The sequence below is a fragment of the Chryseobacterium sp. 7 genome, from assembly GCF_003663845.1.
Taxonomy (GTDB): Bacteria; Bacteroidota; Bacteroidia; order Flavobacteriales; family Weeksellaceae; genus Chryseobacterium.
Window position 1 is genome coordinate 536,023 of the sequence record NZ_RCCA01000001.1, and the last position, 12,058, is coordinate 548,080.

The 12,058-nt window shown below is 38.1% G+C and carries 10 protein-coding genes; 6 read left to right on the top strand and 4 right to left on the bottom strand.

Annotation, left to right across the window (positions count from 1 at the left end; translation table 11 throughout):
• Window positions 1-201: 201 nt before the first annotated feature.
• The 4 genes from CLU97_RS02475 to CLU97_RS02490 all read right to left on the bottom strand — a co-directional run bounded on the left by CLU97_RS02475 (window position 202) and on the right by CLU97_RS02490 (window position 4,742).
• Entirely contained in the window at window positions 202-849 is a 648-nt protein-coding gene (locus CLU97_RS02475; RefSeq protein WP_121486541.1) for a 50S ribosomal protein L25/general stress protein Ctc, read from the bottom strand.
• A gap of 55 nt (window positions 850-904) precedes the next feature.
• Entirely contained in the window at window positions 905-1,843 is a 939-nt protein-coding gene (locus tag CLU97_RS02480) for a ribose-phosphate pyrophosphokinase (RefSeq protein ID WP_047376208.1), read from the bottom strand.
• A gap of 85 nt (window positions 1,844-1,928) precedes the next feature.
• On the bottom strand, window positions 1,929-3,491 hold the full coding sequence (locus CLU97_RS02485; RefSeq protein ID WP_121486542.1) for a G-D-S-L family lipolytic protein: 1,563 nt from the start codon (window positions 3,489-3,491) through the stop codon (window positions 1,929-1,931).
• A 12-nt stretch (window positions 3,492-3,503) separates the two neighbouring features.
• Entirely contained in the window at window positions 3,504-4,742 is a 1,239-nt protein-coding gene (locus CLU97_RS02490; RefSeq protein WP_121486543.1) for an OmpP1/FadL family transporter, read from the bottom strand.
• Between the two features lie 467 nt (window positions 4,743-5,209).
• On the opposite strand from CLU97_RS02490, the gene CLU97_RS02495 reads away from it, so the two are divergent.
• The 6 genes from CLU97_RS02495 (at window position 5,210) to CLU97_RS24335 (ending at window position 12,019) form a co-directional block, all read left to right on the top strand.
• Window positions 5,210-6,613, top strand: coding sequence for a stage 0 sporulation family protein (locus CLU97_RS02495; protein WP_121486544.1), 1,404 nt, complete (start codon window positions 5,210-5,212; stop codon window positions 6,611-6,613).
• Window positions 6,606-7,070, top strand: a complete 465-nt coding sequence (locus CLU97_RS02500; protein ID WP_121486545.1) for a gliding motility lipoprotein GldH — start codon at window positions 6,606-6,608, stop codon at window positions 7,068-7,070. The genes CLU97_RS02495 and CLU97_RS02500 overlap by 8 nt, the downstream gene beginning before the upstream one ends.
• Window positions 7,071-7,076: 6 nt before the next feature.
• Window positions 7,077-9,455, top strand: a complete 2,379-nt coding sequence (locus tag CLU97_RS02505) for a transglycosylase domain-containing protein (protein WP_121486546.1) — start codon at window positions 7,077-7,079, stop codon at window positions 9,453-9,455.
• A gap of 75 nt (window positions 9,456-9,530) precedes the next feature.
• Window positions 9,531-11,072: a protein adenylyltransferase SelO gene (locus CLU97_RS02510; RefSeq protein ID WP_121486547.1), complete on the top strand. Its 1,542-nt coding sequence runs from the start codon at window positions 9,531-9,533 to the stop codon at window positions 11,070-11,072.
• 82 nt (window positions 11,073-11,154) lie between these two features.
• Window positions 11,155-11,718 carry a hypothetical protein gene (locus CLU97_RS02515; protein ID WP_121486548.1) on the top strand — a complete coding sequence of 188 codons (564 nt, stop codon included), beginning with the start codon at window positions 11,155-11,157 and terminating at the stop codon, window positions 11,716-11,718.
• 94 nt (window positions 11,719-11,812) lie between these two features.
• Window positions 11,813-12,019, top strand: a complete 207-nt coding sequence (locus CLU97_RS24335; RefSeq protein ID WP_410493417.1) for a T9SS type A sorting domain-containing protein — start codon at window positions 11,813-11,815, stop codon at window positions 12,017-12,019.
• The last annotated feature ends 39 nt before the right edge of the window (window positions 12,020-12,058 follow it).

The window sequence follows — 12,058 nt, forward strand, 5'->3', positions numbered from 1 at the left end:
CTTCAAATTTACGGCTTTTTTTCCGAAAGGAAGTATGAGATAAGGAGGTGATAGTTATCAGTTGATAGAAATATTCGATAGTGTATAGTAAGGATAGTATATGAGGTAAGAATAGTAAAGGGCAAATTGTTATTTATCTTTATCAAACAAAAAAACCTACCAATAAATTGATAGGTTTTATATTGTTTAAATAAGCAATTCTTATTCTGCTGCAGTTTCTGCTGCAGCTTCAGGAGCTGCTCCTTCTTCAGTTGCAACTTCTTCTTCATCTTCATCATCCATTGCAGCTGCACCTCCTTTCATTGCATTTCTAGACATCTTAACAGCAACTACTACTGCATTGTCTGGATGTACGAAAGAATAACCTTCTGTTTTGATACCACCGATGTAAAGTTTGTTACCAATTCTTAATGGAGTAACATCCACAACGATTTCGTCAGGTAGGTTAGCAGGGATAGCTTTTACTTTTAGTTTTCTGAAAGACTGACGTAAAACACCACCAGCAACAACACCTTTAGAACGTCCAGTAATTCTTACAGGAACCTCCATGATAACTGGCTTATCGTCAGATAATTGATAGAAGTCGATGTGAAGAATTTTGTCCGTAATTGGGTGAAACTGAATATCCTGAAGAACAGCTGGAATTGTTTTTCCGTCAACTTCAATAGATACCGTGTGTGCTTCAGGAGTGTATACTAATCCTTTGAAAGCTCTCTCTTCAGCAGAGAAGTTCAAAGGTGCTTCACCTCCATAAACAACACAAGGAACTAATTCAGCATCACGTAAAGCTTTTGTAGACTTTTTGCCCACGCTTTCTCTTTTTGTACCTTGAATTGTAATAGATTTCATTTATAAAAATTTAAAAAATTGTTCTAATTTTAATTTGCAATCTGCTAAAAATCAATTAAATAACAAATTTACTGCTAATTGATTTATGCTCATGAACCATAGTCATAACATCCGCAAATAACGGGGCGCAAGATAGCACTTTTATTTTAGATGACAAATTATTTTTAACAGGAATTGAGTCAGTTACAATAACTTCCAAGAGTTTTGAGTTCTCAATATTCTCGTAAGCCTTACCTGAAAGCACTCCGTGAGTGGCCATAGCTCTTACTGTTTTTGCTCCTTTCTCAATTAAGATATCTGCTGCTTTACAAAGTGTACCTGCAGTATCAATCATATCATCAATAAGGATTACGTTTTTACCTGTTACATCCCCAATAAGGAACATTTCTTCTACTACATTTGCTTTTTTTCTTTCCTTATAAGCAATTACTACTTCAGCACCTAAGTGGCCTGCATAGTTTTTAGCTCTTTTTGCCCCTCCCATATCCGGAGAAGCAATAGTAAGGCTATCAAGATTTAAAGATCTGATATAATCCACAAAAATAGAAGAAGCATACAGGTGATCCACCGGAATCTCGAAGAACCCTTGAATCTGATCTGCGTGAAGATCCATAGTCATTACTCTTGTTGCTCCTGCTGCGGTAAGAAGGTTAGCAACGAGTTTAGCACCGATCGGCGCTCTTGGTTTGTCTTTTCTGTCCTGTCTGGCAAGTCCGAAGTAAGGAATTACTACGGTAATGCTCTTTGCAGAAGCTCTTTTCGCTGCATCAATCATTAGAAGAAGCTCCAAAAGATTGTCTGCAGGAGGGAATGTAGATCCAATCAGGAAAACTCTTCCTCCTCTTACAGATTCATCCAAAACAGGCTCAAATTCCCCGTCACTGAACTCCTGAAAGTTGATTTTTCCTAATTCTTTCCCATAATTCTGGGCAATTTTCTCTGCCAAGTCCCTGCTGGTTCTTGTACAAAATAGATAACTTAACTGATCGGCCATTTTTACTTTTTAAAAGATTTTGCAAATTTAAAAAAAAACCACAAGATTTACTCCTGTGGTTTCTAAGTTTTTATTTTATCAATTATTAAGGGAATTTAACTCCTGAATATTTGTTCGGATCTACCTGTGGAAGTGTAGACCTGTATTTAGCATTGATAGACTTAATAAATTCATTAGCAACAATACCATATCCGCGACCTGTAAGGTGAACACCATCCAGAGAGAAAGCTCCTCCTGTTACAAATTTCGCAGTATATTTTACTCCGTCAAACGAAATACCGGACTGTGCGTTCAGTTCAAGCATTTTAGCAGCTGCATCTACAAAAGCCAATCCATAAGAATCAGCAAGAGATTTTATAGAATTATTATATGCTGTTGTAGCTGTTTGTACATAGCCCGCTTCTGTTTTTGTTAATACATGCTGGTTTTGTAATGGATAAGAAATACCATAAATATTTACCGGAGCCGGAACTCCCGCCGCAGTACTTCCAATTACAGAGCTTGTAGTAAGTAAAATGTAATCATCTGCTGTAGCCTGTCTAGCCTGTCCAAAGATCTGTCCGAAAGCAGCAGCTGTTGGAGCTCCCAAAGAAGGAGTCAGTGCAGCAGTAAGCTGTGCAGATAAATCTGTAAGAGCCACATCTTTAATTAAGACAGGATTCGGGCCTGTTGCAGAAAGTAAATTAATTCTATCCCCAGCTCCAAAAGCAGTAAGTGCCTGCTTCAAAGGACCATATAAACTTGAATTTAGAGTCGATAAATTTGCTCCTAAAAGAGCAGGTGTCAAAGGGTTGTAAGGCACAGTAGTAAAGAAAGGAACTGAAGTAACAGAAGGAATATTCGCAATAACACCTTTTGTTGTTCCTACACTTTTAAGACCATCTAAAACGGCTTTAATAGACCCGGCAACAAGTGCAGGATCGGAAATGTCATTTGACTTATAAGTCGTAGGATTTGTATTTCCCGTCTGAACCGTAGCAGCAGTATAAGTGGTAACCCCTCCTACTGTTTGAGAGTTTGTTCCTCCATTGGTAGCATAAGATAACACATCATTATTTCCTATCCAAAGAGAGAAGAAAGTTGCCTTCTGAGCCATAGCATCAGCCAATACACTTGTAGTAGCAGAAGAAGCAAACCTTACAAAATAAGGATTAGCCGTACCTGTCGCAAGACCTGCCTGACTGCCATATCCAGGTGCCACCAAGTGGAATGACTTCGCACCAGGCACACCCATATTATTATAAGCTCCTCCACCAGATAAAACATCTAATGCCGCTGCCGGACCACTTGCCACAGGAGACAATGATCCATTAACCACCTGAAGATTTAATTTCCCAGGGAATCCCGGAAGATTATTAAATCCTCCTACATCATTAGGCATTAATGGCAGTTTAAAATCTCCTCCTCCTGCAAACTTCATTTGTCCTGCAATCATATTTGGATAAGATTCATTTTGGCCGCTGCTGTATAAAGCTCCGTCACGATAGCCGGAAGTAAGTGAATTCCCCAGTGAAATATATTTCGTAAAATCTGCGTCACCTTTTGTTACCTGGATATCTCTCACATCCGTATCGAAATCCGTATTACAGCTTGTTACTGTAAAAAGAAGTGCAGAAACTGCAATTGTCGATATTATAATTTTTTTCATAGTCTTCTAAAATTAAAAAGGATTATAAGATAAACCTAGACCTAAGTAAAATGCTGTTGCTTTCGACTGTCCGTAGAAACCTAGACCAGCATTATTTACACTTCTGGATTGAGGCATTGCATATCCTCCTGCAATATCAACTCCGAATTGTTTCAGCTTAATACCGATACCTCCTGTTACAACATAAGTGTCATATGAAGGTGTTTCCGGAATAAAGTTATCTGTAGTATAAGGTGCTTCATCATAATAAGCTCCTAAACGTCCATAGATCATATTGGTAAATGCATATTGAGTTCCCAGTCTGAATGTTTTGGAGTTTTTGAAGTTTTTAGGATTTGTAAGAATAGTAGGATCCGATGGATTGTTTCCAATAGGTGCATTCTCGAAATCTAAAGTAAGCTTGCTGTATCTTTCCCATCCATGATAGTTAAAGTCTGCAGAAACCAACCATTTCGGTGTTATTTTGTATGTTAAACCGATGGTATATTCTTCTACTAATGGCAGCGTTGCAGAGAACCCATCCTGTCCGGCTGCATTTAATTTCAGCTGGTTATAGATAGATTGAGATGGGAATTGGAAAGTAGCTGTACCGTTTTTAGCTTTCATATCGATTGCTGAACGATAAGCAATACTTACGTCTAATTTCGGATCTGGTCTGAAATAAAAACCGAAACCATATCCGTGTCCGCTTGCTTTTTTATCATTAATATTTACCTGTCCTCCAAATTGAGTTACCGCTTTATCCCAGTCTACGACTCCTTTTGCATAGATGTAGCTGGCACCAAATGATACCCATGGAGCAAGTTTCACGGAAATCATCGGCTGGAAGTAGAAACTTTTCAGTTCTAACTTTTGAACCATTTCTTTACCTTCCCAGTCATTTGGCCACTTAATTGTACTTCCAAAAGGCGTTGTAACACTAAGACCTACGGTAAGTTTTTCTATTGGTCTATAAGTAATCGCAGCATAGAAAGGAGTTCCTACAGGGTTATCTGTTTCTGTACTTTGTAAAGTATTGAAGTTCTGAAAAGTAACTTTATTACTTGCAGCAAACCCTCCTGCCACTACACTCAGCTTGGTAGGGATAAATGACATACCCGCCGGGTTAAAAAATGTCACACTCGCGTCTTCGGCATGAGCACTAGTATGCGCCATTGCCAATTGTTTTACCCCCTGCAGGGAAACTCTGAAGCCTCCTGCGTAAGATAGAACTCCCGCCAATAAAGCAGTTGATACTAATATTTTTTTCATAGACTATTATTATATAAGCCAAATATAAAATTATTTTGAATACGTCTGTTAATATTTGCCAATATTTTAAACAATATCTTCAAAGAAAACTATGTTTGAAATAACACCTTCCAATAAACAAAAGACAAAACTATCATTATTAAACAGTTAAGATTATTTTTAACAAGTACAGATTAGACTGTTTAATTTTAAACAATTGTTTAACTTAAAAGTAATCTTATGTTTAAAAACAAGAACAGAGGGTAAAATAATAACAAATGTTAAAGGAAACAACTGCGGGCTAAAATATTAAATTAAAAAAAATTAATCTGCTCTTAAATTCTGTAAAAGCGTTCTTATTCCATTTATCTGCTTCCATTCTTACCTAAAATAAGCAAATGTTTTATCCCGAATTCAGGTTATTTAAGTATTTTAGGATTGCATAAAGATAAAAATACATAAATTTGCAGATTATAAATAATAGAAATATGAGTTGTGGATGTAAAACATCCGGCGATTCTGCACATTCTTGCGGCCCTAAAAAAACCGCAAATGGCTGTGAAAATGTAAATACCTGCGGGAATAGTTATAAATTAAGTGTTTTTGACTGGCTTTCTAACATCAACAATCCGGCACCGAACAGGTGTGATTTTGTAGAAGTTAGATTTAAAAATGACAGAAAATCGTTTTATAAAAATGTAAATAATATTCCTTTACATATAGGTAGCGTAATTACAGTAGAATCAAGTCCGGGACACGATGTAGGCGTTGTAAGCCTTACGGGAGAATTAGTAAAGATTCAGATGAAAAAGAAAAAGTTTTCTGAAGAATCTGCACTCAAAATATACAGACAGGCCAACCAAAAAGATCTTGAGGTATGGCAGGAAGCAAGGAAAAAAGAAGACGGTGTAAAGCTTGAAGCAAGAAAAATTGCTCAGAGACTAGGCCTTGAAATGAAAGTTACCGATGTGGAATACCAGGGTGACTCTTCAAAAGTTACCTTTTACTACACTGCCGAAAACAGAGTAGATTTCAGACAGCTGATTAAAGATTACGCCGGAGCATTCCGTACAAAGATTGATATGAAGCAGATCGGTTTCAGACAAGAAGCTGCAAAAGTAGGCGGAATTGGGTCTTGCGGACGTGAACTTTGCTGTTCTACATGGCTTACGGATTTCAGATCTGTAAATACCAACGTGGCAAGATATCAGCAGCTGAGTATTAACCCTCAGAAACTGGCAGGACAGTGTGGTAAGCTTAAATGCTGCCTTAATTATGAACTTGACAGCTATCTTGATGCATTAAGCAACTTCCCTTCTTCTTCAACGATCTTAGAAACAGAGAAAGGAAGAGCGTTCTGTATCAAAATTGACGTTTTCAAAAAGAAAATGTGGTTTGCTTACGTAGACAGCTCTATTGCATGGTATGATTTCGACATTGATCTTGTTAAAAAACTGATTTCAAAAAACAAGAGAGGAGAAAAAATACTTCCTCTTGAAGATCTGAAACAGCCGGAAACCTCTAATCACACTATTGACCTGATTCAGGAAAATAATGTAGACCGTTTCGAAAAGAAAAACAGAGGAAACAGGAACAGAAACAGCAACCAAAACCAGAATAAGCAGCATAACAACCAACAGGGACAGCCACAAGGGCAAAAAAGAAACAGACCTGAAAGACAGGAAAGGCCAGACAGATCTGAAAGACCTGAGAACCCTAATGCTAATGCTCAGTCCGGAAATCAGCCCAGACCTCAAAAACAACACCCACAGCAAAAACAGCAAGTGGAAAAAGTAGAAGGAAGTGCTAATGCTGATAATAAGCCACAAAATAATCCGAGCAAGAAGAAATTCAAGAAAAAATATCCTCCAAAAAAAGATAATAATGCATAAAATTTTAGGATTACTGTCACTTATCCTTTTCTTTAGCTGCAACTCTTCCTCAGGAGGAGATGTCATCATGAATTCCGTTGATAACAAATGGAATAAGAAAAGTGAGCAAAAATTTAATCTTGAAATTTCAGATCCGCAGAATCCTAAAAATATTATATTTGTTGTAAGAAATAACAACAATTATCCTTACAGTAACATAAGGTTTATAGTGAATTTCACTAATCTCCAGAACAAGAAAAAGGAAACTGATACCTTGAATTATGTACTGGCAAAACCTAATGGAGAATGGCTTGGTACAGGGTTTGGTGATACGAAGGAAACTTTGTTTCAGTATAAGGTAAAGTATAAGTTTCCGGCAAAAGGGAAATATGAAATCGGCCTGATACAGGCGATGAGGAATGACAACCTTGTGGGAATTGAGGATATTGGGGTAAAAATAGAAACGGCTAAACCGTAACCATAAATGGAAGAAAACAAAAAAAATGCAGGAAATAAGGGGAAAACATTTCCCCTGCCTCCCAAAAAAAAGAAAGATACCTCCTGGAGAAAATGGGTCTCGTTCATTTGGATCGGACTTGTTGCAGTAGTTCTGGGAATTTCAGGACTTTTCTTTGCGGTTTCTCAAGGATTTCTTGGAGAAATGCCTGATGTAAAAGAACTTGAAAACCCAAATATCTATGTAGCTTCAGAGATCATCTCTTCAGATGGGGTTACTTTGGGTAAATTCGAAAAAGAGAAAACACAACCTATCGTTTATAAGGATCTTCCTCCTTTCCTTATTTATGCCCTTCAGGCTAAAGAAGATGAACGTTTTAAAGAACATTCAGGAATTGACCTTCAGTCTGTTGCCAGAGCCGTAGTTTTTGGTGGTGGCCGTGGTGGAGGTTCTACCATAACCCAGCAGTTAGCAAAATTACTTTTCACAGGGAAAAGAGCCGACAATAAATTTAAGGCTGTCTTTCAAAAGCTTAAAGAATGGGTAGTGGCTGTAAGCCTTGAAAAAAGATATACCAAAGAAGAAATTGTAACTTTATATTTCAATAAGTTTGACTTTTTATACAATGCAAACGGTATTGAAATGGCTTCCAAAATCTACTTTAACAAGAAGACATCCGAGCTTACTTTACCTGAAGCAACAATGTTTGTTGCTATGCTTGAAAATCCGGTAAAAAACAACCCAATGAGAAATCCGGAAAGAGCAAAAGCGAGAAGAGATGTTGTTTTGGATCAAATGCTGAAAACGGGTTATATAGATCAGGCTACGTTTGATAAAGCTACTGCTACACCTATTACATTAGATTATCATCCTATCAAAAATATTAACGATGACTATTCTGCCTATTACAAGTTTTATCTGAGAAAAGAAATTGATAAGTATCTTGAAACTCATGAAAAAGAAACCGGCAAAAAACTGAATCTTTACAAAGACGGCTTAAAGATCTATGTTACTCTTGATTCTAAAATGCAGAAGTATGCAGAAGATGCCATCAAGGAACACTTAACAGATCTTCAGAAAAGATTTGACGCAGAGCAGAGAGGAAGAAAGAACAGACCGTTCTATTATCTGAATGACAAACAAATCAACAGCGTGATGGTTCAGGCAATGAAAAGAACCGGCAGATACAAACTGCTGAAAGCTGACGGCATGCCTGACGACTCTATTATGATGGAATTCAAGAAACCTATCAAAACTTCACGATTCACATGGAACGGAGAGGAAGAGATAGAAATGTCTCCTTGGGACTCTATCAGATATCACAAACAGATTGCACAGGCAGGTTTGATGTCTATGGTTCCGGGAACGGGAGAGATCAAAGCTTGGGTTGGAGGTATAGACTGGCAGCATTTCCAGTATGACCACATTAAGCAGGGTAAAAGACAGGTAGGATCTACATTCAAGCCTTTCGTATATGCAACCGCTATTATGAAACTGGGAATGACTCCTTGTTCAGCAGTTTCTAACGGAACTTATGATCATAACGGATGGCATGTACCGGGAAGAGGTGGAATGCTTACCTTAAAAGATGCATTGGCACACTCTCAAAACCCTGTCGCCGCAAGACTTATTGAAATGACAGGAGTAGACGCTGTAATCCAGACTGCAAGAGATCTGGGAGTAACAGAAGATATTCCAAGAAACAATACAATCGCTCTAGGTTCATCAGACATTACGATTTACGAAATGCTAGGTGCCTACAGTACTTTTGCCAACTATGGTAACTACATCAAGCCAGAAATGATCTGGAGAATTGAAGATGCCAACGGTAGAGTAATCAAGGAAGTAAACGTAGAGCCGAAAGAAGTAATGAACCCAATGTATGCATACACCATGATTGAACTGATGAAAGGTGTGGCACAATTCGGAACCGCGTCCGGAGAACTGGGAAGAAAAGGTATTTCCAAAGCAGTAGAAATTGCAGGTAAAACAGGTACCACTCAGAATAACTCTGATGGATGGTTTATGGGAATTACACCAAAATTAGCAACCGGAGCATGGGTTGGATGGGAAGATAGAGCTACCCACTTCTTTGGTACAGGTGAAGGTCAGGGTGCTAAAATGGCATTACCAATCTGGGCTATCTTTATGAAGAAAGTATGGGCAGATAAAAGCTTAGGAATAACTCCTGATGATAAATTTATCAAACCATCAGACTGGAAAGACGGCTGTGCCAATCTTAAAGGTTTAAGCGGAGGATATGGAGATGACGGAAGTCTTCAGACTATCGATGAGATCAAAAATCCAAGACCGATAGATCCGACACCTAAAAAACCATCAGAAAAGAAAGAGGACAACATCAATGAAAACCTTCATTCCAATGATGAAGTAGATTTCAATAAATAAATTCTCTTTTAGAAATATACAAGACCTTTCAATAATTTGGAAGGTCTTTTCTTTTATAATTAATACCTTTGAACTATGAATATCGAACGTATCAGACAACCTTTTATCGAGAATTTTCCTGGTGATTTTTCTAACAACCCAATGCAGAGAAACACACCAAAGGTTTTATTTGCCACCTTTAAACCAGCCGGTTTTGACAAACCTGAAGTAATTGCTTTTAACGAAGTCTTATCCGAAGAAATAGGATTAGGAAAATTTGAAGATAAAGATCTGGACTTTCTGGTGGGAAATAACCTTCCGGAAAACGTTCAGACTTACGCTACAGCTTATGCGGGACATCAGTTCGGGAACTGGGCAGGGCAGCTTGGAGACGGAAGAGCGATACTTGCTGGTGAGATTACCAATGAAGCCGGCAAAAAAACAGAAATCCAATGGAAAGGAGCCGGAGCCACTCCGTATTCAAGACATGCGGATGGAAGAGCTGTTTTAAGATCTTCTGTGCGGGAATATCTGATGAGTGAAGCTATGTATCATTTAGGAATCCCCACAACAAGAGCATTGAGTCTGGCTTTCACCGGTGAAGATGTTATGCGCGATATCATGTACAGTGGAAATCCGCAGCTTGAAAAAGGAGCCGTGGTGATCAGAACAGCCGAAAGCTTTCTTCGGTTCGGTCACTTTGAACTCATGTCTGCCCAAAGAGAATATAATAACCTACAGGAATTGGCAGATTTTACCATAGAAAACTATTATCCGGAAATTACATCTTCAGACAGTCAGAAGTACAGAGACTTCTTCGAAAATATATGTACCCGTACTGCGAATTTAATGGTTGAATGGTTCAGAGTAGGTTTTGTTCATGGTGTGATGAATACAGATAATATGTCTGTTCTGGGATTAACCATTGATTACGGACCTTATTCTATGATGGATGAATATGATTTGAATTTCACTCCCAATACAACCGACCTTCCAGGAAGAAGATATGCCTTCGGAAAACAGGGGCAGATTGCCCAATGGAATCTTTGGCAACTGGCCAATGCCCTTCATCCATTAATTAAAGATGAAAAATTCTTAGAAGATACTTTAAATAATTTCGGAACGTATTTCTGGGAAGCTCATGACCAGATGCTCTGTAAAAAATTCGGATTTGATCAGCTTCGAAAAGAGGATGAAGATTTTTTCACCAACTGGCAGGGACTTATGCAGGAGCTTCAGCTGGATTACACCTTATTTTTCAGCAAACTGGAAACTGTATCATCAGACACTGACTTGAAAGAACATTTTAGAGACATATCTTACATCATTTTAAATGAAGAAATGTTGGAAAAGCTTAGCCATTTCATCACAACCTATGAAGCAAGATTAAAATTAAACTCTATTTCAAAAAAAGATTCAGTAGGAATGATGAAAAGAACGAATCCAAAATTCATTCTCAGAAATTACCTTCTTTACAAATGCATAGAAGAGATCAGTAATGGCAAAAAAGAAATGCTGGAAAAACTAACTGAAGCCCTGGAAAATCCTTACCAGGAAATCTACCCCGAACTCTCCGTCAAAAGACCATCCGGGTATGATGACACTGCTGGATGCTCTACACTTTCATGCAGTTCTTAGGAAATCAACAACAAAAATGATAGTTAACTAGCATGTTTTTAGCATATTAAATATTTTCACTACATTTAGAAAAATCTTTAATATGAAAAAAGTTGTATTTTCTTTAGCATTGGCATCATGCTTTTACAGCCATGCCCAGACCTTACTTTCGGAAAGCTTCGAAGGGACGACATTTCCTCCAACAGGATGGACTAAATCTAATACAAACGCTACAAGAGCATGGGATTTAACCGGTTCCGTTTTTTCCGGAACTACAGCCCCTGCCATTGAATTAAAAACAAGATTTACCATTGCCGGAACCAATTCTGCTACCATAGACTGGATTGCAGGAGCCAATACCGCCAATCTTGTGAGCCCAACATTCAGCTTGGTGGGAGCTACAGCTCCAGTTTTCAGCTTCAAAGTAAAAGTGGGCTGGGGCTACATGATAAGCCTGAATAAAGGTAATCTTCTGGCACAGATCTCAACGGACGGAGGAACCAACTGGACCACTCTGTGGAATGAAGATGCTGAAACCGCCTTTACCGATGATGGTGATGGCAATATAGACACCGATTTTTACAATACTGTCACTGTACAGAGAAGCCTTAGCAGCTATGTTGGGCAGGCCAATGTAAAAGTTAAGATTTCAGTATGCTGCTACTGATGCTGACGCAGTTTCAATTGATGACGTACAGGTTATAGCCAATGGAACCCTTGCCACCAATGAAATTTCAAACACAAAAACCACCGATATTTCCATTTATCCTAATCCTTCAAAAGGAGAAGTCAACATTAAAACTGACAAAAAAATAAAGTCAGCATCCGTTATTGACCTATCAGGAAAAATTCTCCGAACAAATGATTCCGGAAATACAGATATTTCTTCCCTTCCAAAAGGAGACTATTTGCTGAAGGTAGACTTTACCGACGGAACTTTTACTACAAAAAAACTCATCAAACAATAATAAGCTTGATGCAAACTTTATAAAGCCACCAACTTTTGG